18 protein-coding genes and 1 other RNA gene are annotated in these 24410 nt (G+C 72.8%); 8 read left to right on the forward strand and 11 right to left on the reverse strand.

All coding sequences use genetic code 11. The annotated features are described in order from the left end of the window. The first annotated feature begins 58 nt into the window (after positions 1-58). Positions 59-319, forward strand: a complete 261-nt coding sequence (locus Y09_RS08795) for a hypothetical protein (protein ID WP_371440356.1) — start codon at positions 59-61, stop codon at positions 317-319. On the opposite strand, the gene Y09_RS08800 is transcribed toward Y09_RS08795, so the two are convergent. Continuing rightward, positions 271-1311, reverse strand: coding sequence for an aldo/keto reductase (locus Y09_RS08800; protein ID WP_200716780.1), 1041 nt, complete (start codon positions 1309-1311; stop codon positions 271-273). The genes Y09_RS08795 and Y09_RS08800 overlap by 49 nt on opposite strands. Before the next feature lie 216 nt (positions 1312-1527). Beyond that, complete coding sequence (locus Y09_RS08805; RefSeq protein ID WP_053917383.1) at positions 1528-6369, reverse strand: lamin tail domain-containing protein; 4842 nt, start codon at positions 6367-6369, stop codon at positions 1528-1530. Positions 6370-6661: 292 nt separating this feature from the next. Here Y09_RS08805 and Y09_RS08810 point away from each other — a divergent pair, with 292 nt between their 5' ends. After that, positions 6662-8011, forward strand: a complete 1350-nt coding sequence (locus tag Y09_RS08810) for an MFS transporter (RefSeq protein WP_082358725.1) — start codon at positions 6662-6664, stop codon at positions 8009-8011. A gap of 15 nt (positions 8012-8026) precedes the next feature. Here Y09_RS08810 and Y09_RS08815 read toward each other — a convergent pair whose 3' ends face one another. Continuing rightward, positions 8027-8887 (reverse strand): CPBP family intramembrane glutamic endopeptidase, encoded by an 861-nt coding sequence (locus tag Y09_RS08815; RefSeq protein ID WP_053917384.1) that lies wholly within the window; start codon positions 8885-8887, stop codon positions 8027-8029. Positions 8888-9122: 235 nt separating this feature from the next. Further along, an RNA gene (gene ffs / locus Y09_RS16845) (signal recognition particle sRNA small type) lies at positions 9123-9219 on the reverse strand. A 219-nt stretch (positions 9220-9438) separates the two neighbouring features. On the opposite strand from ffs, the gene Y09_RS08820 reads away from it, so the two are divergent. After that, positions 9439-10983, forward strand: coding sequence for an alanine/glycine:cation symporter family protein (locus tag Y09_RS08820; protein WP_010549337.1), 1545 nt, complete (start codon positions 9439-9441; stop codon positions 10981-10983). A gap of 215 nt (positions 10984-11198) precedes the next feature. Here the strand turns inward: Y09_RS08820 and Y09_RS08825 are convergent, their stop codons facing one another. Then, the gene (locus Y09_RS08825; protein ID WP_053917385.1) at positions 11199-12203 is read right to left on the reverse strand and encodes an aldo/keto reductase family protein; all 1005 of its coding nucleotides are present in this window, start codon (positions 12201-12203) and stop codon (positions 11199-11201) included. Positions 12204-12370: 167 nt separating this feature from the next. On the opposite strand from Y09_RS08825, the gene Y09_RS08830 reads away from it, so the two are divergent. Then, positions 12371-12883 (forward strand): DUF779 domain-containing protein, encoded by a 513-nt coding sequence (locus tag Y09_RS08830; RefSeq protein WP_148639591.1) that lies wholly within the window; start codon positions 12371-12373, stop codon positions 12881-12883. 365 nt (positions 12884-13248) lie between these two features. Here Y09_RS08830 and Y09_RS17665 read toward each other — a convergent pair whose 3' ends face one another. After that, positions 13249-14091: a MerR family transcriptional regulator gene (locus Y09_RS17665; RefSeq protein ID WP_053917386.1), complete on the reverse strand. Its 843-nt coding sequence runs from the start codon at positions 14089-14091 to the stop codon at positions 13249-13251. A 204-nt stretch (positions 14092-14295) separates the two neighbouring features. Here Y09_RS17665 and Y09_RS08840 point away from each other — a divergent pair, with 204 nt between their 5' ends. After that, positions 14296-14841, forward strand: a complete 546-nt coding sequence (locus Y09_RS08840) for a DUF4188 domain-containing protein (RefSeq protein ID WP_082358727.1) — start codon at positions 14296-14298, stop codon at positions 14839-14841. A 209-nt stretch (positions 14842-15050) separates the two neighbouring features. Further along, a complete protein-coding gene (locus Y09_RS08845) occupies positions 15051-15620 on the forward strand; it encodes a dihydrofolate reductase family protein (protein WP_053917387.1) in 570 nt (189 codons plus the stop codon). A gap of 202 nt (positions 15621-15822) precedes the next feature. On the opposite strand, the gene Y09_RS08850 is transcribed toward Y09_RS08845, so the two are convergent. The 3 genes from Y09_RS08850 to Y09_RS08860 form a co-directional block, all read right to left on the reverse strand. Further along, complete coding sequence (locus Y09_RS08850; RefSeq protein ID WP_053917388.1) at positions 15823-16986, reverse strand: FAD-dependent oxidoreductase; 1164 nt, start codon at positions 16984-16986, stop codon at positions 15823-15825. Positions 16987-17221: 235 nt separating this feature from the next. After that, entirely contained in the window at positions 17222-19354 is a 2133-nt protein-coding gene (locus Y09_RS08855; protein ID WP_053917389.1) for an ABC transporter ATP-binding protein, read from the reverse strand. Beyond that, positions 19351-21114, reverse strand: a complete 1764-nt coding sequence (locus Y09_RS08860; RefSeq protein ID WP_053917390.1) for an ABC transporter ATP-binding protein — start codon at positions 21112-21114, stop codon at positions 19351-19353. Before Y09_RS08860 ends, Y09_RS08855 begins: the two co-directional genes overlap by 4 nt. Positions 21115-21517: 403 nt before the next feature. Here Y09_RS08860 and Y09_RS08865 point away from each other — a divergent pair, with 403 nt between their 5' ends. Next, positions 21518-22318, forward strand: a complete 801-nt coding sequence (locus Y09_RS08865) for a sugar nucleotide-binding protein (RefSeq protein ID WP_053917391.1) — start codon at positions 21518-21520, stop codon at positions 22316-22318. A 10-nt stretch (positions 22319-22328) separates the two neighbouring features. On the opposite strand, the gene Y09_RS08870 is transcribed toward Y09_RS08865, so the two are convergent. Beyond that, the gene (locus Y09_RS08870) at positions 22329-23027 is read right to left on the reverse strand and encodes an LrgB family protein (RefSeq protein WP_053917392.1); all 699 of its coding nucleotides are present in this window, start codon (positions 23025-23027) and stop codon (positions 22329-22331) included. Next, a complete protein-coding gene (locus tag Y09_RS08875; RefSeq protein WP_053917393.1) occupies positions 23024-23518 on the reverse strand; it encodes a CidA/LrgA family protein in 495 nt (164 codons plus the stop codon). The genes Y09_RS08870 and Y09_RS08875 overlap by 4 nt, the downstream gene beginning before the upstream one ends. A gap of 226 nt (positions 23519-23744) precedes the next feature. On the opposite strand from Y09_RS08875, the gene Y09_RS08880 reads away from it, so the two are divergent. Further along, positions 23745-24392, forward strand: coding sequence for a hypothetical protein (locus Y09_RS08880; protein ID WP_053917394.1), 648 nt, complete (start codon positions 23745-23747; stop codon positions 24390-24392). The last annotated feature ends 18 nt before the right edge of the window (positions 24393-24410 follow it).

Genomic DNA, 24410 nt, shown 5'->3' on the forward strand with positions numbered 1-24410 from the left:
CGTGCTCGATCGGCCCGAGATCGTCTGCCTCTGCGGCTCCACCCGCTTCGTGGACGAGATGCACGCGGTGAACCGGGACCTGACGTTCGCGGGCGCGATCGTCGTGGCGCCGGGCGTGTTCGCCCACCCCCGGGACGCCGACCACGAGGTCACCCCCGAGCAGAAGGCGGCGCTGGACGCCCTCCACCTGCGCAAGATCGATCTCGCCGACAGGGTGCTGGTCGTGAACCCTGGCGGATACATCGGCGAGTCGACCCGCCGGGAGATCGCCTACGCCCGGGCGGCCGGCACGCCGGTCTCGTTCACCGAACCCGGCTGAGCGGACCGGAAGCCCTGCGCCGCGGCGTCCAGGTGCTGCCGCTCCTCGGCCGTGAGCACGGTGGTCGCCCCGGTCCAGGCATGCTCGAGCTGCTCGAGCTGGCTGCCGCCGATGATCGGGACCAGGGCGGGCGCTCCCCCGGTCAGCCATGCCAGTACGACCTGGCCGCGGCTCAGGCCGCGAGACTCCGCCACCGCGCCCAGCGCCTCGAGCCGTCGCTCGGTGCCGGGATGTCGGTATTCGGGTGCGAGCGGCCGGTCGGCGCGGTCGTAGGCGCCGCGCAGCAGCGGCGTGTAGACCCAGCCGCTGAGCTCCGGGATGCGGCGCACCAGGTCCACGCCGTCGTCCGAGAGCATGCCCAGCGCGACCGGCTGCCCCTCCACGTCCGCTCCGGGAAGGGGCCGGAGGTACGAGTGGCGCTGCTGGTAGGCGCTCGGTGCAGGGAGGCCCGCCGTCGCGGCGAGCAGGCGCGCCTCCGCCATGCGCCAGGACGGATGGTTCGACAGGCCCCAGGCCACGGCCCGCCCGTCGGCGACGAGGGAGCCGAAGGTGCCGACGACCTGCTCGAAGGGCTCCTCATGGTCCTCGATGTGGGCCCAGTAGAGGTCGACGCTCTCGACGCCGAGGCGCTCGAGGCTGCGCTCAAGCGCGCCGTGCACGACCTCCGGCGCAAGGCCCTCGAGGTCGTCGGGGAAGCCTCCGGGACGATTCGGCTCGGCACCCACCTTGGTGCTGAGCGCGACAGGGACGCCGGGGTTGGCCCGCAGCCAGCGTCCGATCAGCGCCTCGCTCTGGCCGCCGAGCCCGGAGGGGTCCTGGACGAAGTAGTAGTTGTCGGCCGTGTCCAGCCAGCGCCCGCCGAGCTCGACGAAACGGTCCAGCAGGGCGAAGCTGTCGCGCTCGTCGATGCGCGTGCCCAGGTGCATGGTGCCGAGCGCCGGGAGCGCGGGAGCGGTCGGAAGGGTGGGTGCGGGGGCGTCGATGCGTGCCATGTCCGGCATCCTGGGTGCTGGAGCGCGCTCCAGGTCAAGGGGGTGGCGACCCGGAGCCTCAGCCCGTCCGGACGTACTCCTCGTGGACGCAGGGCCTGTTCTGCCCGGCGCACGGCACCGAGCACCTCGATCGGCCCCAGAAAGCAGCGCCCGAGATCCGGCGATGCCCTGCCCCTCGGCGGAAGGGCAGAGCACCGCCGGTTCACGGGCAGGCGATCAGGCCCGGCGGCGCCGGACCAGGGCGATCCCGGCACCGGTGAGGGCCAGGGCGAAGGCGGCGAGTCCCGCCACCTCCACGCCGGTGCGGGCCAGCGGGCCGGTGCTCACGGCACCGTCCTGGGACTGCTCGTCGCCGGTCCCGTCCTCGGCGCGGCCGGCCCCGGTCGCACCGGAGCCGTCGGCCGCTCCCGAGCCCTCACCATCGGCTGCACCCGAGTCGTCGCCGCCGGGCTCGAACGCACCGGAGCCGGCCGTGCCCGAGGCATCGTCGCCGGACCCCGCGGCACCGTCCGCGCCGCCTCCGCTCGAGCCGTCGCCGGCGCCCGGCAAATCGGCGCCGCTGTTCCCGTCGGAGCCGTCCGTGCCGCCCGCGTCCCCGGAGCCGTCATCTGCGCCCGGGGCATGGCCGTCGTCGCCGTCCCCCGGCTCGCCGGAGCCGTTCCCGCCGGCTCCGCCGCCGTTGCCAGCGCCGTCCTCGCCAGCACCGCCGCCATCGCCGCCGGAGCCGCCGTCGGACCCCTCCTCGCCGTCGCCGGGCGTGCCGCCCTCGCAGCCCGCCGCGTCGCCGGTCAGCGTCAGCTCGCGCACCTCGGAGCGGGCCACGCCGCCGTGCGGGTCGGTGACGCGCACGTACCAGGAGTGGGTCCCGGCGCCGAGCACCGCGGAGTCCGCCTCGACGGTCTCGCCCGAAGCGACGTCGTCCACCTGTGCGAACTCCTCGGAGGAGAGGACGTCCGCGCGGAACGCGTCGGTGGTGAGCTCCTTGTCGGCGGGCTCGATGCCGAGCTGCGCGTAAGAGACCTCGAAGTCCTGGTCCTCGGGGGTCAGGGTCGCGTCGTCGCTCGAGTACTGCTCGAGCGAGGGCGAGAAGGTGCGCACGATCATGCGCTCGCCCTCGTTGTCGAAGTGGAGCAGGCGCAGGAAGCCCTGACCGCCCTCCGGCAGACCCTGGTAGTCGAACAGCATCTGCGTGACCTCGCGGTCCGGGGTGCCGTCGCCGTCGTCGTCGAAGGAGTCCACGCGGGTGTGGGCGTCGTGGTAATGACCGCTCATCACCATGGACACGTTCGGGTTCGTGGCCACGACCTCGTCCTGGATCCGCTGCGGGATCGGGCCGAGACCGCCGGTGGTGAGCATGTACTCGTGGAGGTTGATGATCGCGGTGCGCTCCGGGTACTGGGCGAGCACCTCGTTCATCCAGTCGATCTCCGCATCGCCGGGGCCCCAGCCCTGGGAGACCACGATGAAGTCGACGCCGCCGGCGCTGAACAGGGTGTACGAGCCGCGGTTGTCCTCGTAGAACCCGCCGTACCAGGGCTTGTCCTCGTAGCGGTGCTTGCCGAAGTGCTTCGAGTACTCGGTAAAGTCGCCGTCCATGTGGCCGACGTCGTGGTTGCCGGCGAGCACGTTGTAGGGCAGGCCCGCCTCGTCGAGCTGGGCGTAGGCGGGGTTCGCGTTCGCCCACTGCTCGGGCTTGTCGGACTCGTCCACGATGTCGCCGGTGTGGAAGAGGTACTGCAGGTTCATCGGCTCGCGCTGCTCGAGCAGGAACTCGTGGATGTTCAGCTGGTGCTCGTAGAACTCCTCGTTGTAGTACTGGGTGTCGGACTCCCAGGCCAGCGTGAAGTCGTACTCCGAGCGGTCGGTCGCCTCGGGATGATGCGGCTCGACGGCGTCGCCGCGGGAGGAGAGGTCTCCCCCGGACCAGCCCACGGAGTGCTGGACGACGGCGCGCAGCTGGCCGCCGGAGACGTGCCCGGCGGCGGGGACCACCTCGTCGAAGGCCACGGAGCCGTCCTCGGCGGCGAAGGCGTGGGCGACCTCGACGAGCTCGCCGTCGGCGGTGTCCTCGACCAGCAGTCGCACCCGTGCGCCGGGATCGGCGCTCCCCTCCCAGGTCACGTGCACCTCGGCGTCCCCGCTGGCGCCCTCGGGGACGTCGACGGCGAACTCGTGGAAGGGCAGGGCGTCCTCGGAGGCGGTGGTCTGCCCGCCGGTGAGGGTCTCGCCCTCGCGCTCGGCGGCGTCGGCGTCGCGCACTTCGCCGGCGGTGCCCGCGACGGTCCCGTCGGCGAGCGACGCGGAGGTGCCGGCGCGGAAGGAGACGTCCATCGGATCGCCCGACGGGTCGGTGACGCGGGCGGTGAGATCGGGTGCCTCGCACACCGGCACGGTCAGGCCGTCCTCGGTGAGGAGGGTCGCGGTCGGGTCCTCGACGGGGGTGGTGAAGGCGAGGGTGCGCGTCGCCTCGTTGCCGAGCTCGTCGGCCGCGGTGATCTCCAGGGTGTGCTCGCCCGGGTCGAGGGTGAGGGAGGAGAGCTCCTCGCCCGGCTGGACCTCCTCGCCGTCCAGCAGCACGGTGAGGGAGGCGAGGCCGCTGCCGGCGTCCTCCGCGGTCACGTCCAGGGAGAAGGTGCCCTGGTAGTCGGCGCCGTCCTCGATCCCGGTGCTGATGGTCGGGGCGGTGTTGTCGACGAGCACGGTGCGCTCGACGCGGTTCCCGTCCCCGTCGGCGCCGGCCAGCACGTGCTCGCCGTCGGCGACGGCGGTGGTGTCCCAGGCGACGGCGTGGGCGGTGAAGGCGTCCTCCGGGATCTCGAAGGCGGCGTCGTAGAGGTCGTGCTTGCCGGCCGAGTCGCCCATCGCGATGATCTCGGCGGGGTCCACCCCGTCGACCGGGCGGAGGGTGCGGCCGTCGCGCAGGATCAGGCGCAGATTGCGGATCGAGAAGTCGTCGTTGTTCTCGTTCTCGTCGATGCCGGGATACGCCTTGGTGCCCGCGGCGACCGTCACCGTCAGCGGCTCGCCGCGCACCACGTGCTGCAGCGGCACCTCGGCGTCGTGGCCGACCCAGTTCGCGTAGGTGCCCTCATCGAAGATCGAGATGATCTCGTCGCCCACCAGCACGCCGTTGCGGAAGAAGGTGTCGGTCTGGGAGACGTCCATCGCGAAGACCGGTGCGGCCTCGAGCGCGGGGACGACGTCGCTGCGCTCGGTCCCGTCGATGCTCACCGTCGCCTCGGCCGGGTACCGGTCGCCGGCCACCGAGACGGAGGCGGTGCCGGAGACGTACTGCCCCTCGGCGAGGTTCATGCGCAGCGGGGCCGCGTCGACGCCGGTCAGCGCCACGCGGGTGGGTTCGGTGCGGGTCTCGCTCGTGCCGTCGGAGGCGACGACGTAGTACTCGAACCAGCGCTTGCCGGTGAGGTCCGCGGCGGGGATGGCGTGGTCGAAGCGGTCGCCCTCGGTGCGGCGCACGGTGATCGGGGTGAACTCGTCCTCGGCGCTGGAGCGGAGGTGGAGGGTGACGGTGCGGGCCTGCACGTAATCGGTGACCTCATGGCTGATCACGGCATCGGCCGACGGGTCCAGCTCCGCGGGGCTGAGGTCGCGGACCTCGGGGGCCTGCGCGTCGGCGGGGACGTCGACGAGCTCTGCCGGCACCTGGGAGGGGTCCACCGCGCCGGGGGTGGCGGGGGCGAGGCCCGTCTTCGCCGCACGGGAGAAGTCGGGCTGCTCGCCGTCGGCGCCGTCGCCGGTGCGGTACTGGATGCCCTGGTCGGGCTGGGTGTCGTCGGCACCGGAGAGGTTGTAGAAGGCACGGTGGACGCTGTCGCCGGTGCGGGTGCGGATCTCGAGCCCGCGCCCGGAGCCGTTGGCCATCCCCGCCGTGGCCGTCTCCACCAGGTTCAGGGAGGCGGGGTCCACGCCGTAGTTCGCGGCGAAGTCCGAGGCGGTCGCGGCGTCGTTGGCGCCGTCGCGCACCCAGATCACAAGGGTGCCGCCGGGCTCGATCACGGCGTCCGACGGGCTGAGCGGCCAGTCCGCGGCGTTGGTGATCGACTCGCCGTCGGCGGTGTAGAGGTAGCGCAGCTCGTAGTCCGCCATCGAGACCGGAGCCGAGGTGGCGTTGTACAGCTCGATGAACTCAAAGCCGTCGGCGCCGTCGATGTTGGTGGTGTCCGGGGTGACCTCGGTGATCTGCAGGTGGCCGACGAGGGAGTCGGCGGGCGGCGCGACCGGCGGCGCCGCGGGCTCGGCGGGCTCCTCCGGCTGCTCGGGCTCGGCGAGTGTGAGCTGGGCGTCCTCGGCGGTACCCGGGGTGGGCGCGGCGGCGGACGCGAACAGGGCCGCGGAGAGCGAGTCGGCAGCGGGGAGCGCGAAGTGGGCGCTGCGATCCTGGCCGACGGAGCCGGCGGGGTAGAAGCTGCGGGAGACCTCGGCGCCGTCGCCGTCGAGCACCCGCACGCCGCGTCCGCCGCCGTTGGCCATGCCGGGCTGGCCGGTCACGCGCACGACGGGGACGTCCTCGGCGGCGCCCCAGTGGGCGCGGAACTCCTCCACGGTGCGGGAGAAGGAGTCCAGGTCCTTCGCCTCGTAGCTCAGCCACAGCACGAGCGAGTCGCCGGGGGCGATCTCGACCGGCTCCTCGAGCGCGAGGGGGACGTCGCGGGCGGTGTCGGCGCTGTCGGCGTAGATGTAGCTCAGGGAGTGGCCGCCCTCACCGCCGACGGTGACGGGCTCGGTCGAGGTGTTGGTGAGCTCGAGGAACTCGAACTCGTCGGCCCCGACGGTGTCCGGCGCGATCTCGGTGACCAGCAGCGGGCCGCCCGGCGCAGGGGCAGCCTGTGCGGCGGGGACGGCGCCGCCGGCGAAGACGCCGAGCGGTCCGGTCAGCGGCAGGGCGGCGGGGCCGAGCGCGAGGGCGGTGCCGGCGAGCAGGGCGATGCCGGCGCGGCGCAGCGGGACGCCGCGGCAGGGGGCCGGGACGGCGGCCGTCGCGGCGGGAGGACCGGGCCGCGGGGATCGTCGCAGGGATGGCGAGGGAGGGGTGGTCATGGTGTCCGTTCGGGTCGCGAGGAGCAGAGGATGGGAGCGCTCCCATAGGTACGGGGCGAAGGCGAACGGCGCATGACGCGGGGGTGTCCCGGACCCCGCGCGATCGTTGCGGACCGGTCTCGATCCGGTCACCGGTGAATCCGCGCACCCCGCCTGCCTCCGCCCTGGTCACGCCCCCGCGTCCCGCGTAGGATCGATGCGTTCCCCACCCGCTCCGGCGGGTTCCCGGGTGCATCTACCTCGGGTCCACGACGTGGATCGTCCAAGGCGGCACCACCGTCATGGAGGTTCGATGACCACGCCGCACACCGCCCCGCAGCCCCGCGCCGACGACGCACCGCCCGTCGACGGCCCGACCCTGGGCACCCCCGCCCCCACCACGCTGCGCCGCGAGGCGGGCACCGCCTACTTCCCCATCGCGTTCATCGCCCGCTTCCCCTTCGCGATGATGATCGTGGGCACCCTGACCCTGGTCGTCGCCGCCCGCGACTCGATCGCGCTGGGCGGGCTGAACTCGGCCGTGCTCGGCCTCGGCTCCGCGCTGGTGGGCCCGCTGCTGGGCGCCGCCGCGGACCGCTTCGGCCAGCGCCGCGTGATCCTGGTGGCCGGGATCGTGAACTCGCTGGCGCTGATGGGCCTGGCCTGGGTGGCCTTCAGCCCGCTGCCCGACGTCGCGGTGCTCGCCGTCAGCTTCGTGATCGGCGCGTCCTCCCCGCAGATCGGCCCGTTCTCGCGCACCCGCCTGGTGCACCTGATCCTCACCCGCCTGCCCGTCGCACGCCGCTCGAAGAGCCTCAACGCCACGATGGGCTACGAGTCCGCGGCCGACGAGACCGCGTTCGTGTTCGGCCCCGTGGTGGTGGGCCTGCTGGCCACGACGATGTCCCCGGCCGCGCCGATGATCGGCGCGGCCCTGCTGACCCTCGTGTTCGTCACCGCCTTCGCGCTGCATCCCACCGCGCGCGCCTCCGCGCCCAGCAGCGAGTCGCCGACCGAGCAGGCGCCCGCCGCCGAGCTCCGCACCGCGCGGGTGCTCGTGCTGGTCGCAGGGGCGCTCGGCGTCGGCCTGTTCTTCGGCACAGTGCTGACCTCGCTGACGGCCTTCCTCGACACCCGCGGTGCAGGCGACTCCGCCGGCCTGGTCTACGGGGTGATGGGCGTCGGCTCGACGATCCTGGCGCTGTCGATCTCGCTGTTCCCGGAGAGGTTCCGCCGCTCCCACCGCTGGCTGGCGTTCTCCGCGCTGATGCTCGCCTCGATGGTCGCCTTCGGACTCGCCGGCGGGCTGTGGGGCCTGGTCGGGGCGATGGCCGTGGCGGGCATCGGCATCGGGCCGACGATCGTGACGATCTACAGCCTCGCCGCGGACCGCGCCCCGCAGGGCCGCTCGGCGACGCTGATGTCGATGCTCGGCTCGGCCACGATCGTCGGCCAGTCCGCGACCTCGGCGCTGACCGGTGCTGTGGCGGACGGCGTCGGGGCCGAGGCCGCGATGTGGCTGCCGTCCGGAGCGGCGGCGTTCGTGGTCCTCGCCGCGCTGGTCAACGCCGCGCTCGGCGATCCCCGGGCCGCGACCCCGTCGGAGCCGACGGTGGAGGAGCGGGCGAGCACCCTGGAGGAGCTCCCGGCCGAGCACCTGTGAGCGGGCGCCCGGGGCTCACCGCACCGGCAGGCCGGACCCGGACACCGCTCCGGGCGTCGTCGCGCGGCGCCTGCCGCCGAGGTGCAGCACGACCGCGGCGACCGCGAGCCACAGCGCCCACGAGCTCAGATCCAGCAGCCAGGCGGTCCCGGGCTCGAGCGGGCCGAGCACGTTCTGCTCGATCGCGACACGGGCACTGTTGAGCAGACCGTGGCCGAGCACGGCCGCCCAGGCGGTGCCGGAGACCTCGCGCAGCGCGGACAGCAGCGGTGCGACGGCGAAGATGGTGCCGAGATAGGCGATCGCCTCGCGCGGCGCGAGGCCGAGGGCGAGCACGATCGGCGCATGCCATACCGCCCACATCGCCCCGATGAGCAGGGACATCGGCCAGAACCCGAGCGGGCGGAGCTCGCCGTGCAGCCAGCCTCGCCATCCTGCCTCCTCGCCGATCGCGAACAGCGACTGCATCACCAGCACGGCCGGCACGGCGAGGAGCACGGACGACAGCGGGAGGGCATCGGCCGACGGCGGCGCCCCGGCGCCGAGCCCGATCAGCACCCTGGCCAGCGGCACCGCGACGAACGCGGCGATCGCGGCGATCGCGGCGACCCCGAGCGCCCGCCAGGACGGGACGGCGAGCGCGAGGGCGCGCCACCACGGCGCTCCGCGCCTACGCACCAGCAGCGCGGCCAGCAGCGGGGAGAGCTGCGCGAGCGGCACGGCGAGGCCGACGGCCTCCGGCGGCAGGGCCCCGAACGCGAAGGGCAGGGACAGGGCGGTCGAGACGGCGAGCGCCGCACCGAGGAAGGCGAGCACGCGGCGCAGAGAGGGGGCGGGGGCGAGGACGGGCTGGGCGACTGCCGGGGGCGTCGACATCGTGCGCTCCTGGAGAGGGATGCGCGGGTCCCGGGGCGGGCTCCGCATCGCACTCCACGCTAGGGATCGCGCCCGGGGCGCCGGTACGGGGAGGGCCGCCCGACCGAGGTGGGGAGATCCCCCGTCGGCGGCGGGGGTCGCAGGGCTCGGCGGGGGCGCGTTCGTCGGCCGGAGGCGCCGCGTCGATGGTCGGACCTGTGAGGCCGCCGGCCGTCGGACCTCCTGCGCCCGGACATGAAGCGACCCCTCGCGCACCTGCCAGAGCTCACCTGCCCTTGCTGCCGTCAAGCCCTGGGGGAGTTCAGCAAGATGACACCGCACGAGGGGTCGCCGACGAGTCTACAGACGAGCCCGGTCCGCGTCATGCCGGAGCGGTCGGATGTCGCCGGATTCACCGCTGCGCGCGCATTGCAGTCGGATAACGGACATCTCTTGACGTGTCTGCGGGGCTGTGACGCGCTACTGTTCCCCCACGGCGATGTCGGTGACCGGGCTCACAGGCGAGCCCGATGTCCGTCCGCGACCATCCTTCCCCTCCCCATGGAGATCCCATGTTCTTCGACACCTTGATCACCGGGGCCAACAACCTCGTGTGGTCACTCCCCCTGGTGGGGCTGCTGCTGCTGACCGGCCTCTACTTCTCCCTGCGCACGCTGTTCCTGCAGGTGCGCTGCATCCCCGACATGCTCAACCAGCTGAGGAAGGGCGAGGCCTCCCCCGACGGCACCTCGTCCTTCCAGTCGCTGATGATCTCCCTCGCAGGACGCGTCGGCATGGGCAACATCGGCGGTGTGGCCACCGCGATCGCGATCGGCGGCCCGGGCGCCGTGTTCTGGATGTGGCTGATCGCCTTCCTCGGCGCCGCGACCTCCTTCGTCGAGTGCACCCTCGGCCAGATCTACAAGGAGAAGGACAAGGACACCGGCGAGTACCGCGGCGGCCCCGCGTACTACATCGAGAAGGCGTTCAAGCACACCGCGGCCGCCCCGGCATTCCTCGTCTACGCGATCGTGTTCTCGATCGTCACCGTCGTGGCGATGTGCTTCTTCCTGCCGGGCGTGCAGGGCAACGGCATGGCCTCCGCGGCCTACGAGGCCTGGGGCCTGCCCCACTGGGTCACCGCCGTCGGCGTGGTCATCCTGCTGGCCTTCATCATCATCGGCGGCGTGAAGCGCATCGCGCACTTCGCCGTGCTGGTCGTGCCCGTGATGGCGATCCTCTACATCATCGCCGCGCTGATCGTCTTCTTCATCAACTTCGATCAGATCCCCCACGTCTTCGGACTGATCTTCTCGAGCGCCTTCGGCGCCCACGCCGTCTTCGGCGCGATCGTCGGCAAGGCCGTCGAGATGGGCGTCAAGCGCGGTCTGTACTCCAACGAGGCCGGTCAGGGCACAGGCCCCCACGCCGCCGCCGCGGCCGAGGTCTCCCACCCCGCCAAGCAGGGCTTCGCGCAGTCCTTCGCGGTCTACATCGACACCCTCTTCGTGTGCACGGCGACCGCGTTCCTGATCATCTCCACCGACATGTACCAGGTGTTCCAGGGGCCCGACGAGGAGCTCATCTACGCGGGCTCGGTGCCCGAGGGCACCGACTACGGTCCCGAGTTCGCGCAGAACGGCTTCGAGTCCGTGTTCCACGGCCTCGGCCCGACCTTCGTGGCGATCGCGCTGTTCTTCTTCGCCTTCACCACGATCGTGGCCTACTACTACATGGCCGAGGTCAACCTCACCTACCTCAGCCGCTGGATCCCCAACCGCACCGCGCGTCGTGCGCTGGTGCGCTTCCTGCAGGCGCTGATCCTGGTCGCCGTCGTGTACGGCTCGGTGACCACCACGGGCAACGCCTGGGCGCTCGGCGACATCGGCGTCGGCGCGATGGCGTGGCTGAACGTGGTCGCGATCCTCATCCTCCAGGGCCCCGCGCTCAAGGCGCTGAAGGACTACCAGCAGCAGAAGAAGGCCGGCAAGGACCCCCAGTTCGATCCGCGCCTGCTCGGCATCAAGAACGCTGAGTTCTGGGAGCTGCGGGCCGATGGTCTGGTCCGACACGGCGAGACCGGGGAGGACCTCGAGAAGAAGGTCGCCGGCCGCTGACGCGGACCACCACCCGCTGTCGCTCGGAGGAGCGGCCGGTCCTCGGGGCCGGCCGCTCCTCCGTCCCCGCAGGGGCCGCACACAGATTCGCTCCCTGCGTGGCCTCGGTGCCGCAGAGGGCTCGAGGTCACGCAGGGAGCGCAGAATCGTGCGCGGCGCGGCGCTGCGACAGGCGGCGCCGCGCCGGGGCAGGCCAGGCGCCGCGCCGGGGCAGGTCAGGCCAGGCGCTGCGCCGGCGAGCGGGTCTGGTCCGGGTCGGTCTCGGGGATCTCGCCGAGCACCTCGTCGATCCGGGCCTTCACGTCGGCGTCGAGCACCACTCCGGCGGCCTTGACGTTGTCGGTGACCTGTTCGGGGCGGGAGGCGCCGATGATGGCGCCGGCGACGTTGTCGTTGCTGAGCACCCAGGCGATCGCGAGCTGCGCCGGGGTCAGCCCCAGCCCCTCCGCGATCGGCAGCAGACCCTGCACGGCGGTGAGCACCTCGTCGTTCAGGAAGCGCTTGATCATGTCGGCGCCGCCCTTCTCGTCGCGGGCGCGCGAGCCCTCGGGCGCCTCGGCCCCGGGCTTGTACTTGCCGGTGAGGATGCCCTGCGCGACCGGCGACCAGACGATCTGGGAGATCCCCAGCTCGCGCGAGGTCGGCACGACGCGCTCCTCGATGACCCGCCACAGCATCGAGTACTGGGGCTGGTTGGAGATCAGCTGGATGCCGAGCTCGCGGGCGAGCTGGTGGCCGGCGCGCAGCTGGTCCGCGTTCCACTCGGAGACGCCGATGTACAGGGCCTTGCCAGAGTGGACGACGTCGGCGAAGGCCTGCATCGTCTCCTCGAGCGGCGTCGCGTAGTCGTAGCGGTGGGCCTGGTAGAGGTCGACGTAGTCGGTGCCCAGGCGGCGCAGCGAGCCGTCGATCGACTCGCGGATGTGCTTGCGCGAGAGGCCGGTGTCGTTGTGCCCCTTCGGGCCGGTGGGGAAGTACACCTTGGTGAAGATCTCGAGCGACTCGCGGCGCTCGCCCTTCAGCGCCTCGCCGAGCACGACCTCCGCGGCGGTGTTGGCGTAGGTGTCGGCGGTGTCGAAGGTGGAGATGCCGGCGTCGAGCGCGGCGCGGACGCAGGCACGGGCACGGTCGTCCTCGACCTGGGAGGCGTGGGTGAGCCAGTTTCCGTAGATGATCTCGCTGATCTTGAGGCCGGAGCGGCCGAGGTGGCGATGTTCCATGCGCTCCACCCTATGTCCGCCGGCAGGGTCTATCCTGGTGGCCCGCGTCACATCGGCCGACGTCGGCCGTCGCACCCGCCATCCGGGGTGCCCGTGATGCCGAGGCCGACGATCGCCGCCGCGCACCCGGCCGGCCCCGGCGTCGGCCGCGCTGGAAGGAGAACCCGATGACCGACACCTCCACCACTCCCGCACCGCAGCCCGGGCAGCCGCCGGCACCCCCGCTGCCGGAGCCGACCGAGGCCGACGACGTCCTGGAGATGGAGCCGACGGTCGAGGGCGAGGACTTCTCCCGCGTCGCCTTCACGTCCGCGGCGGTCGCGCAGATCCAGCGGCTCATCGACCGCAACGGCCCGCTGATGTTCCACCAGTCCGGCGGCTGCTGCGACGGCTCCTCCCCCATGTGCTACCCCGAGGGCGACTTCATCACGGGCGACGCCGATGTGCGGATGGGCCACGTCGAGGTGCCCCTGCCGGGCGGCACCACCAGCCCGCTGGACTTCTGGATGAGCCGCGAGCAGTTCGCCTACTGGCGCCACACGCACCTGACGATCGACCTGGTCGACGGGCGCGGCGGCGGCTTCAGCCTCGAGACGCCCGACGGGAAGCGGTTCCTCACCCGCTCGCGGATGCTCGAGGACCGGGTGCCGGTCGAGATCCCGGGAACCTGTCCGCGATGAGCCGCCGCCCGCTCGAGGACCGCTCGGTCGGCCTCCCTGATGCCGAGCACGCGCCGAGCGGCTCGCTCGCGTCCGCGCCGTACGGCGGCAGCCTGCCGCCGCCCAGCGAGCCGCCGATGACCCCGCCCGGGAAGCCGCCCACGGAGCCGCCGACCGCGCCTCCCACCGAGCCGCCGGGAGCGCCGCCCTCGGACCCGCCGGCCCCGATCCCCGGGCAACCGCCCGAGCCGTCGCCGGAGCCGCCGCCGGAGCCGCTCCCCCAGCCCGACCAGCCCCCACCGCCGGAGCCTCCGCCCGGGGCGCCGCCCACGACGCCGTACTGAACCGCCGGGGCGGCCACTGAGCCGCTCGGGACGAGGCGGCGCTCATCGTCGAAGGTCGGTCCGGAGCCGGCCCCCGTCGACGGTCTCCGCGCGACGCACGGAGAGCTCCCGCTGGGCGAGCAGGCGCAGGGTGAGCAGCACCGGCTCGAGCATCACGGTGCCGACGACCACGCGGCGCACGGCCTCGTCGGGGTCCTCGGGGACGGTGTCGACGTCCAGGCGTGCGACCTGCTCGAGCGCCTCGGCGTAGCCGTCCATCAGCTCGTCGTCGAGCTGGATCCCCGCCGCCTCGCAGGCCGCCCAGACCCGTTCGAGCCGGGCGACCAGGAGGTCGTCCCCGTAGGTGTGCCAGCCGCGCCGGGAGAGCCACTCGCGGGCCGGCGAGGTGCCGTCGACCGGCTCCGAGACCTCGGAGTCTTCAGCGCCCTGCGCATCCTCTGCACCCTGCGCCCCTTCGGCGCCGTCGGCACCCTGCGTGCCCTCGGAACCATCGGGGCCCTGCCCGGCGTCGGCCCCTTGCGCGGCGTCGGCCCCTTGCGGACCTTCGGCACCCTTCCCCGCCGACACGCTCGACACGATCGGCACTGTCGCCACGGACGGCGCCGGCTCGTCGGCGAGCAGCGCGTGCTGCGCAGTGGCGAGCAGGTCGAGGCGCGCGGGCCCGGGCGCGTCGAGCACCTCGACGATGCGGCGCACCGCCGCGATGCCCAGCCCCCCGGCATCGGTCAGGGCGCGCACGAGGCGGATCCGCTCGACGTGCGACTCGTCGTACTCGGCGGTGGTGCGGGAGGTCTGCCGCCCCGGCGCGAGCAGGCCTTCGCGCAGGTAGAACTTGATCGTGCCGATCGGCACCTCGGCACGGGCGGAGAGCGCGGAGATCCTCATCGGGCTCCTTCCGGGAGTGCGACGACGGGCGGGACATCGGACGGAGAGCACGCCGACGGGACGGCCTCGATTCTCGCGCAGATCCGTCGCCGCGCGGGCCGGCAGGGTCGGACGGACGAGGAACGCCGCCCGGAACCTCTTGACGGGGAGTCGAGCCGAGCGCACTCTTAGAAAGTAGCACTTTCTAATCGAGACGAGGACCCCATGGACCATCCCGCCGCACCCGATGACCGTCCGGCCGCCTCCACCGACCGTCGGCCCCCGAACCTGACCCACGCCGAGGTCGACGACCTCGTCGTCTTCCACATCGGCATGACCATCCGCGCCCCGTGGCGGCCGGACCTGTGGGGCCCCGTCGCCGCCGCGATGCCACGCATGCTCGCCGAGCTGCACCGCAACCGCGCCGCGGCCACGCGCGGCGAGGCCGAGGACCTCGGCTTCCTCGGCGCGGACACCCTGATCGGCGCGAAGGGCCCCTGGGTGGTGCAGTACTGGCGCAGCACCGAGCACCTCTACGCCTACGCGAGGATGTCGAGCGCCGAGCACCTGCCGGCCTGGAAGGCGTTCAACAAGGCGGCCCGGACGCATCCCGGCGCGGTCGGGATCTGGCACGAGACCTATGCCGTGCCCGCGGACGGGATCGAGACGTTCTACGGCAACGGGGCGCGGGTGGGACTCGCGAAGGCGGTCGGCTCCGCTCCTCTGGCCTCCCGGGGACGCACCGCCGCCCAGCGGCTCGGCCCCCGCTGAGGCGCCGCGCCCCCGTCCTCGCGGGGGCTGGCCGTCGCGCAGCGACTCGGCACCATCCAAGTCACCGCACCTCGAGCGCTCCGGTCCCCGCATCGCCCTCACCGCGGGGCCGGCTCCCGGAAAAGCATGGGGCGCTGGTCGCCACTGCGCCGTAGTGTCGGCCCTCCGAGCCGCGGCGCCGCCGCCGGGCACCGACCCGAGGGGGACCCATGCGAGAGCTCGTCTACTACGTCGCCGTGAGCCTGGACGGCTATATCGCCGGCCCCGACCACCAGTTCGACGCCTTCCTGATCGAGGGCGACCACATGGAGGGGATCAACGAGGAGTTCGCCGTCACGATCCCCACCGACATCGCCGCCCACCTCGGCATCGACCAGTCGGGCGGCCGCTTCGACACCGTGCTGATGGGTGCGAACACGCATGCCGTCGGCCTGCCGGACATGCCCAGCCCCTACCGCCACCTCCAGCAGATCGTGTTCACGCACCGTCCGCTCGAGCCCGCCGAGAACCTGCGCGTGACCGACGAGGACCCGGTCGCGGTGGTGCGGGAGCTGAAGCAGCAGGACGGCGGGGACATCTGGCTGTGCGGCGGAGGCCGGCTCGCGACCCAGCTGCGCGGGGAGATCGACCGGCTCCTGCTCAAGCGCCAGCCGTTCCTGTTCGGGGCCGGGATCCCGCTGTTCGCGCCCGGCGAGTACGTACCCGAGCAGTTCGAACACGTGCGCACCCGCACCTACGAGACCGGGGTGAGCTTCACGGAGTTCGCGCGACGACGCTGAACCTCCCCCGCGCGGGGGAACCGGCCCCGTCGACGGGTGGGATCCGCCGGGCTGAGCCCGTCGGCCGGTCACGCCCGGCCGATGGGGATCCGCCGGCGGCACCCCTCGACCGGTCACGCCCGGCCGATCGGGATCAGCCGAAGGCCCTCCGACGACGCGCACGGCTCGACGGGGCGTCCGTCCGCCGTCGAGCGCAGGCAGCTCAGTGGCCGAGGACGCTCCGCGCTGCGAACAGGCTCGCCCCGGGGAGCATGACCGCCCGGCGGGCGATCTGCTGGAGGCGCAGCTGGAGCCGGGTCGCGGGCGCGAAGAAGGAGGCGCTGCGACGGCCCGCGAGCTGCACCTGCTCGGCCGTCGGCCGCCAGCGCCGTTCGTACTCGACCAGCCCCACCTCGACGTGCGGGCCGGCCGCGCGGAGGCTCCGGGCCAGCGCCTCGGCCCCCGCGATCGCGAGCGAGGTGCCCTGCCCGGCCAGGAGCGAGGGGGCGTGGGCTGCGTCCCCGGCGAGGGCCACGCGCCCGCGGCTCCAGCGGGGCGCGATCGCCTGGGCGGCGAGGTCGTCGTAGAAGGACTCCGGGGCGTTCGCGAGGGCCCGGTCGACCTGCGGGTGGAGGCCGGCGAAGTCGCGCTGGAGCCGTTCCCGATCGGGGACCGGCCGCTCGGTGCTCGCCGCATCATTGCGCTCGGCGAACATCGCCCCGACCCGGCCGTCGCCGGCCGCGTACGCCCAGCCCACCCGGCCGACGGTGTCGGTCATGAGCATCCGCTCCCCCAGCTCGCCTGCGAGCTCCGGATCTGGGTAGAGGTAGCTCGCCACGCGATAGCCCATCGGCACGATCTCCCCGTGCTCGGGCGCGACCCTCTCCCGCACCGGGGAACGCACGCCGTCGCAGGCCACGACGAGGTCGGAGGCGAGCGTGGTCCCGTCGGCGAGCTCGACCAGGGCGCCGCGCGGGGAGCCGCCGCCCTGCAGCCCGATGTCGCGGACCGCGACCGCGCGGGCGCCGTAGCGCAGGTCGACGGAGCGCGGCAGCACGGCGAGCAGCCCGAGCTCGACCTCCGGGCGCAGGATGGAGAAGTAGCGGCCGCCCAGTGCCGCGGCGAGGGGCCCGACGTCGATCCGGCCGGACTCGGCCCCGTCGGGCGTCCCGTAGCGCACGCCCTCGTAGACGTGGCCGCGGGCGCGGAGCTCGTCGATGATCCCCATCCGCTCGGCGGCGACGAAGCCGGGGCCGAAGAAGTCGATCATGTAGCCGCCGCCGCGGGGGCCCGGGGAGGCCTCGAGCACGGTGACGTCGTGGTCGGGGGCGAGCTGGTGGGCGAGGGCGAGGCCGGCGATGCCGCCTCCGATGACGGTGACGTCCATGGCCTCGACGCTACCGGCCGCGCCCGCTCCTGCCCAGGGGGATTCTTGCAGGGCCGCTGCAGCAGGGCCGCCTCGGCGACCTCATCGGCGAGACGTAGGTTCTGCTCCGTAAGCGGGCTCATTCCCCGCAGAACCTACGTCTCGAATGCCATCCGCCCTGTCGGCCGACGGGCCGACGCCCGATCGCCTGTCAGCCCGACCGGCAGACGTGCCTGCTCGCCGCCGGCCGACGGGCCTACTGCGCGCCGGCCGCCCCCTGTTCGCCGGGGACGGCGGCCCCCTCGGTCGCCGCGACGGCCGGGACGGGGCCGGTGGTGGTGCCCTCGAGCACGGCCTCGTCCTCGTCGGGGTCCACACCGTCGGCGAACTGCGACCAGTACAGCCGGTGGTAGGCACCGCCCGCGGCGAGCAGCGCGTCGTGCGAGCCCTGCTCCACGATGTCGCCGTGCTCCATCACCAGGATCACGTCGGCGTCGCGGATGGTGGAGAGCCGGTGCGCGATGACGAAGCTGGTGCGGTCGGTGCGCAGCGCCGCCATCGCCTCCTGCACGAGCACCTCGGTGCGGGTGTCCACGGAGCTGGTGGCCTCGTCGAGGATCAGCAGCGCGGGGTCCGCGAGGAAGGCGCGGGCGATCGTGATCAGCTGACGCTCGCCGGCGGAGACGTTCGCGCCCTCGTCCTCGATGACGGTGTCGTAGCCGTCGGGGAGGGTGTGCACGAAGCGGTCCACGAAGGTGGCGGTCGCGGCGGCGACCACCTCCTCGTCGGTCGCATCCAGCCGGCCGTAGCGGATGTTCTCCCGGATCGTGCCGCCGAAGAGCACCGCGTCCTGGAGCACCATGCCCACGCGGGAGCGCACCGCGCCGCGGTCCAGGGCACGGATGTCCACGCCGTCGAGCCGGATCTCGCCGGCGTCGATCTCGTAGAACCGCATGATGAGGTTGACCAGGGTGGTCTTGCCCGCACCGGTGGGGCCGACGATCGCGATCGTCTGCCCCGGCTCCGCGGTCAGCGACAGGTCGCTGATCAGCGGCTTCTCCGGGGTGTAGGAGAAGGCGACGTGGTCGAACTCGATCCGACCGCGAGTGGGGCCGGTGAGCTCCTGGCGCGGGACGATGCGCCCTTCGGGGGCCGACGCCTCGGCGTGCACGGCGGCCGAGTCGACGGTCGAGCCCACGGGACCGGCCGCGTCCTCGCCCACGGGCCCGCGCGCGGTGATCTGCCCGTCGGGCTCCTGCTCCTCGGCGTCCAGCAGCTCGAAGATCCGCTCGGCGGAGGCGACGCCGGAGATGAGCATGTTCGCCATCCCCGCCACCTCGCCCAGCGGCGCGTTGAACTCACGGGAGTACTGGATGAACGCGGTGACCTGACCGAGGCTCATCTGCCCGGCCGCGATCCGCAGACCGCCGACCACGGCGATGCCGACATAGCCGAGATAGGTCACCCACTGCATGATCGGCATGATCATGCCGGAGTAGAACTGCGCCTTGAACGACGCCTCCCACAGCTCCTCGTTGCGCGTATCGAACTGCTCGCGCATCGAGTCCTGGCGGTCGAAGACGGTGACCAGGTCGTGGCCGGTGAAGGACTCCTCGACGTGGCCGTTCAGCCGCCCGGTGCCCCGCCACTGGGCGGTGAAGAGCTTCTGCGACTTCGCGCCGATGATGCCGATGACCACGCCGGAGATCGGCAGGGCGATCAGGGCGATGAGCGCGAGCTGCCAGGACAGCCAGAACATCATCACGGTGATGCCGACGATGGTGAGGACCGCGTAGACGAGCGAGGCGAAGGCCTGCTGCAGGGCGGTCTGGACGTTGTCGACGTCGTTGGTGGTGCGGGAGAGCAGGTCGCCGCGCTGGCGGGTGTCGAAGTAGCTCAGCGGCAGGCGGTTGACCTTCGCCTCGATCCGCTCGCGCAGGTCGTAGACGATGTCCATCACCACGTCGTTCAGCAGCCGGCCCTGCAGCCAGTCGAACAGCGCCGCGATCACGTACATCCCCAGCACGATCAGCAGCAGGCGGCCGAGCGCCCCGAACTCGACGCCGTCGCCGAGGAAGCCGTCGAAGATGACGTCCATGGCGTCGCCGAGGATCGAGGGCGCCCACACGGTGAGCACCGTCGAGACGATGCCGAAGGCGAGCACCACGGCGAGCCCCAGCTTGTACTCGCGGAAGGTGCCGGCCAGCCGCAGCGCGGAGGGCCAGAACGCCTTCGCCTTGCGCGGCGCGCCCTCGCCCCACTCGCTGCTCATCGAGTCCTGCATCTCCAGGATCTCGGCCTCGGTGAGCTCGGCGGTCGCGGTGCCCTCGGCCTCGGAGGACTTCTTCGCGGAGGACTTCTTCGCGGAGGTCTTCTTCTTCGTGCTCATGCCATCTCCTCCGCGGTGATCTGGGAGTCGACGATCTCCCGGTAGGTCTCGGAGCTCTCCAGCAGCTCCTCGTGGGTGCCGCGGCCGACGATCCGACCCTCCTCGAGCACGAGGATCTGGTCGGCGGAGGTGATGGTGGAGATGCGCTGGGCGACGATGATCGTGGTCGCGCCGCGGGTGTGCTGGGCGAGGCCCTCGCGCACCCTCGCGTCCGTGGTGACGTCGAGCGCCGAGAACGAGTCGTCGAAGACGAACACGCGCGGGGCGGCGACGAGGGTGCGGGCGATGCACAGGCGCTGCCGCTGGCCGCCGGAGACGTTGGTGCCGCCCTGGGAGACGGTGGACTCGAGCCCCATGGAGACGGCATCGCCCTCGCCGGTGGTCCGCTCGCGCACGAAGCCGGCGCCCTGGGCGACCTCGAGCGCGTCCCAGAGCTGCTTCTCGTCGGCCGACGGGTCGCCGAAGCGGAGGTTGTGCGCGATGGTGCCGGAGAACAGATAGGGCTTCTGCGGCACGAGGCCGACGGCGGCGGAGATGTCGGCGCGGGCGAGGTCGGTGACCGGCACCCCGTCCAGCAGCACCTGGCCGCCGGTCGCGTCGTGCAGGCGCGGGATGAGGCTGACCAGCGTGGTCTTGCCGGAGCCGGTCGAGCCGATGATGGCGGTGGTGCGGCCGGCCTCGGCGGTGAAGGAGACGCCGTCCAGCACCGGGGACTCGGCGCCCGGGTAGGAGAAGGTGACGTCGCGGAACTCGACGGTCGCGCCCCCGTCGGCCGCCGGCAGCGGGGTCGGGGCGGCGGGCTCGTGGAGGGTGGGGGCGGTCTCGAGGACCTCGCCGATGCGGCGGGCGGAGATGATCGCGCGCGGGAACATCATGAACATGAAGGTGCCCATCATGACCGCCATCAGGATCTGCAGCAGGTACTGCATGAAGGCGGTGAGGGCGCCGACCTCGACGAGCCCAGCGTCCACGCGGTGACCGCCGAACCAGAGCACGGCGGCGGTGGCGAGGTGGAGCACGATCGTGATCGCCGGGCCCATGATCACGAAGAGGCGGCCGATCCGCACCGAGGTGTCGGTGAGGGTCGCGTTCGCGTCGCGGAAGCGGCCGGTCTCGTGCTCCTCGCGCACGAAGGCGCGCACCACGCGGATCCCCATGATCTGCTCGCGCATGACGCCGTTGATGGAGTCGATGTTGTCCTGCATCCGCTGGAACAGCGGCATCAGCCGGGTGACGAGCAGGCCGACGATCACCATCAGCACCGGCACGGACACCCACACCAGCCAGGACAGGCCCGGGTCCTCCTGGATCGCCATGACGATCCCGCCGATGGACATGATCGGGACCATGACCATGAAGTTCAGGGTCATCAGCACGAGCATCTGCACCTGCTGGACGTCGTTGGTCGCGCGGGTGATGAGGGTCGGGGCGCCGTAGCGGCCCATCTCCTCGGCCGAGAAGCGGTCCACACGGGTGTAGACGGAGCGGCGGATGTCGCGGCCCATGCCCATCGCGACGCGGGCGCCGAACCAGACCGACGCGATCGCGGTGACGACCTGCGCCATCGCGACGATCAGCATGATCCCGCCGATGCGCCAGATGTAGTCGGTGTCGCCGGTGGCGACGCCGTTGTCGATGATGTCGGCGTTGAGGCTGGGCAGGTAGAGGGTCGCGAGCACGGTCGCGAGCTGGAGGACGGCCACGGCGGCCACGTGCGGCAGGTAGGGCCGCAGATGGCGCCGGATCAGGGTCCAGAGCATGAGGGGATCTCCCGGAGCAGGGTGGTGCTGGCCGGCCGACGGAGTGAGCGGCCGGGGTCTCGTCGGAGCGTAGGACGGAGTGAGGACGGATCCTGTCCTCGGAGGGGACGACGGGGGCATCGGCCGAAGGGTCGCCGGGTCGGTCGTCGGACCGCCCGCGGCCCAGGCGACGAGCTTCGCCCGAGGAGCCGCACGTCGCGGCGACGGGCGGGGCGGGCAGGGCAGGCCCGAGGGGCAATCCTCCCCCGAGGACCCCGTCCGGCGCACCTGACTTTCGGCCAGCCCTGCCGAGATCCGCAGCACCTGGGCGGATCGGTGACATCGGGCTCGACCGGTCGGATCCGGCCGCACCGAGCGGGCCGGGTCGCGCGATACTGGAGGCTCCACGCGCGGAAGGACGGCCATGACCACGAGGACCCTGCTGGTGGGCTGCGGGCGCCTGGGCCTGCGGGTGGGCGAGCTGCTGCTCGCTGATCAGGACGAGAGAGGTCGTCACGAGGTGCTCGGGCTGCGCCGCGACCCGAGCTCCCTGCCGCCGGGGTTCGTGCCCGTCCCCGCCGATCTCTCCGCCGCCCTCCCCACCCCGCTGCCGCGGGTCGACGCCATGGTCGTCACCCTCACCCCGTCGGCCGTCCCGAGCTATCGCGAGTCCCTCGCGCATCTCGCGGCCGCGCTGCCCGGGGTCCCACGGCGCACGGTGTTCGTCTCCTCCACCCGGGTCCTGGAGGGATACGACGCCTCGCGTCCGCTCACCGAGGCGGATCCCGCGCGACCGCGCTCCGACCGCGCCCGCGTGCTGATCGAGGGCGAGGAGACGGCGCGCGAGCTGTTCGGCGCGGTGATCCTGCGCCCGGCGGGGATCTACGGGCCCGGCCGGGACCATCTGATCCGGACCGTCCTCGAGGGGCGCCCGGTCGAGCACGGTCGTCGGACGAACCGGATCCACGAGGCCGATCTCTCCCGTGCGATCCTCGCACTGCTGTCCTCGCCCGCACCGCCGGCGCTGCTCCATGCGACGGACGGCGCACCCGCCCTGCTCGGCGAGGTCGTCACGCATCTCGCGCAGCGACTCGGCGTGCCCGCGCCGCCGCGCACGTCACCGGATCCCGGAGCGGGCACCGTGCTGGAGGCGACCGCGCTGCACGAGCTGCTGGGCGAGCTCGAGTTCCCGGACTTCCGGGCGGGGTACGACGCGATGCTCTGAACGCGGGCGCTCAGCCGGTCACCAAGTGCGCGACGATCGGCAGCGTCACCGTCATCGCCAGGGCGTTCAACACCATCGCGGCGCTCGACCAGCCGCCGGAGACCATCGACTCCCCCAGCACCCGCGAAGTGCCGATCCCGTGGGAGGTCAGACCGATCGCGAAGCCGCGCGCTCGCTCGTCGCGGACCCGCACCAGGCTCAGCAGCGCCGGCCCCACCACCGCGCCGAGCGTGCCGGAGACCAAGGTCAGCACCACCGCGAGCGGCACCGACGCCCCGAGGCTCTCGGCGATCGTGAGACCGACGGGCGAGGTGACCGAGCGCGGCAGTGCGGCGCGCAGCGTCGCCTCGTCGGCTCCGAGCGCGACCATCGCGGCGACGGTCACCGAGATGCTCACGATCCCCGCGACCACGAGGGTTCCGAGCACGGCCGGCGCCGAGGCGAGCAGCGCGCGGCCGTTGCGCAGCAGCGGCAGGGCGAGGGCGACGGTCGCGGGGCCCAGCAGGAGCGTCAGCAGCGCGACCTGCTCGAGGTAGAGGGCGTAGGGCATCCCGGTCAGCTGCAGCACGGTCGCGATCACCACCACGCTGACCAGCACCGGGGAGAGCAGGCCGGGACGACCCGACCGGTGGTACAGCCCGTAGGACAGCAGGTACACGGCGAGGGTCAGGGTGAGGCCGAAGACCGGCAGCTCGTACAGCGCGCTCATGCGCGGGCACCTCCTGCGGCCGCCGACGGTCCGGACCCGTGCCCCGGCGACCTGCCGGGGCCGTCCGTCCAGTCGGCCGGAGGCGGGGCGTCGGGACCGCCCGCCTCGCCCCGTCGGCGGTCCTGGCAGCGCAGCAGCGCCTGGAGCATCAGCCCGGAGATCACGAGCGCGAGCACGAAGGAGCCGCCCACGGCGAGAGCGAGCGGGAGCGCGTTCGCGGCAAGGGTGTCCAGCTCGAGCAGGATCCCCACGCCGGGCGGGACGAACAGCAGCTGCAGGTGGGCCAGCAGCGGGGTCGCCGCGGGCTCCGCGGCGCGGAGCACGCCGCGGGTGGGCCGGAGGATCCCCAGCAGCGCCAGCAGCACGATCCCGAGCACCACGCCGGGCACGGGCAGGTCGAGCAGCGCTGCCGCGGCCAGGCCCGCCATCTGAGCGAGCAGCAGGACCACGAGGCCGAGCAGCACGGGAGGCAGGAGTGCGGCGCGTGACATCCGGCAAGGGTAGCCCGCACCGGGGCGCCTGCCCCGATGTGGTCCGTGCCTGGTCCGTGCCGCACGAGCGGTGGATCACGCACGTCTTGCCGCGCGAGAGCGGACTGTTACAGCGTGGATGGCTCGTTTCGGCGCATCGGTCGCGTCTCGCGGGGACGGTGCGCGATCGAGACCGCCCGCTGAGGCTTGTCCGGTCGCTCCCCTCGACCCCTCGGAGGTGACCGGGTTGCCCATCCCGCTCGACAGCACCCTCAGCCGACGCACCGCGCTCCGCGGCTTCGGCGCCCTCGGCCTCACCGCGGCCGGACTGCTCGCATCCACGCAGGCCCATGCCTCCGGCGACCTCGTGGTCGTCGACCAGATCGGCACCGGACCATGGGACACGGAGAACTGCGGCCCCACCTCGACGGTCATCGCCATGGTCGCCGCGGGCAGGAAGGTCCCGCACTACGTCTCGGGCGAGAAGGGCACGACGGTGGGCGGCAACCGCAAGGCGGTCATCGAGATGCGGGCCCGCTGCGGCCTGTCCCCGTGGGGCGAGCCCGAGAAGAAGACCGTCGACTACACGGGTGCCTATCTCGGCGACCTCGAGAACGGCCTGCGGGACGCGGGCGCCCGCGCCACCCGCGCCCGGTTCGAGGAGGGGCTGGAGGCCGCCGCACGCGGCAAGGTCGTGATCCTGCACGTCCACCACGGCCGGCTGCTCGGCGAGGAGGAGGCCGACTACGGCCACTTCGTCGTCGCCCAGGGCGAGGACGAGAACGGGAACCTGCGGGTCTCCGATCCGGGCCGCGCCCAGGAGATCGGCATCACCACCTACTCCCCCGACCGGCTGCGCCACGCACGCCAGGGACTCGCCACGGTCGTCAGCTGACCTCCTGGCCGGGCCGGC

This window comes from Brachybacterium sp. SW0106-09, assembly GCF_001293905.1.
Classification (GTDB): domain Bacteria; phylum Actinomycetota; class Actinomycetes; order Actinomycetales; family Dermabacteraceae; genus Brachybacterium; species Brachybacterium conglomeratum.

Coding starts and splice junctions, on each gene's coding strand:
- Y09_RS08795 (WP_371440356.1), top strand. CDS start 59: ATGCACGCGGTGAACCGGGACCTGACGTTCGCGGGCGCGATCGTCGTG.
- Y09_RS08800 (WP_200716780.1), bottom strand. CDS start 1,311: ATGGCACGCATCGACGCCCCCGCACCCACCCTTCCGACCGCTCCCGCG.
- Y09_RS08805 (WP_053917383.1), bottom strand. CDS start 6,369: ATGACCACCCCTCCCTCGCCATCCCTGCGACGATCCCCGCGGCCCGGT.
- Y09_RS08810 (WP_082358725.1), top strand. CDS start 6,662: ATGACCACGCCGCACACCGCCCCGCAGCCCCGCGCCGACGACGCACCG.
- Y09_RS08815 (WP_053917384.1), bottom strand. CDS start 8,887: ATGTCGACGCCCCCGGCAGTCGCCCAGCCCGTCCTCGCCCCCGCCCCC.
- Y09_RS08820 (WP_010549337.1), top strand. CDS start 9,439: ATGTTCTTCGACACCTTGATCACCGGGGCCAACAACCTCGTGTGGTCA.
- Y09_RS08825 (WP_053917385.1), bottom strand. CDS start 12,203: ATGGAACATCGCCACCTCGGCCGCTCCGGCCTCAAGATCAGCGAGATC.
- Y09_RS08830 (WP_148639591.1), top strand. CDS start 12,371: ATGACCGACACCTCCACCACTCCCGCACCGCAGCCCGGGCAGCCGCCG.
- Y09_RS17665 (WP_053917386.1), bottom strand. CDS start 14,091: ATGAGGATCTCCGCGCTCTCCGCCCGTGCCGAGGTGCCGATCGGCACG.
- Y09_RS08840 (WP_082358727.1), top strand. CDS start 14,296: ATGGACCATCCCGCCGCACCCGATGACCGTCCGGCCGCCTCCACCGAC.
- Y09_RS08845 (WP_053917387.1), top strand. CDS start 15,051: ATGCGAGAGCTCGTCTACTACGTCGCCGTGAGCCTGGACGGCTATATC.
- Y09_RS08850 (WP_053917388.1), bottom strand. CDS start 16,986: ATGGACGTCACCGTCATCGGAGGCGGCATCGCCGGCCTCGCCCTCGCC.
- Y09_RS08855 (WP_053917389.1), bottom strand. CDS start 19,354: ATGAGCACGAAGAAGAAGACCTCCGCGAAGAAGTCCTCCGCGAAGAAG.
- Y09_RS08860 (WP_053917390.1), bottom strand. CDS start 21,114: ATGCTCTGGACCCTGATCCGGCGCCATCTGCGGCCCTACCTGCCGCAC.
- Y09_RS08865 (WP_053917391.1), top strand. CDS start 21,518: ATGACCACGAGGACCCTGCTGGTGGGCTGCGGGCGCCTGGGCCTGCGG.
- Y09_RS08870 (WP_053917392.1), bottom strand. CDS start 23,027: ATGAGCGCGCTGTACGAGCTGCCGGTCTTCGGCCTCACCCTGACCCTC.
- Y09_RS08875 (WP_053917393.1), bottom strand. CDS start 23,518: ATGTCACGCGCCGCACTCCTGCCTCCCGTGCTGCTCGGCCTCGTGGTC.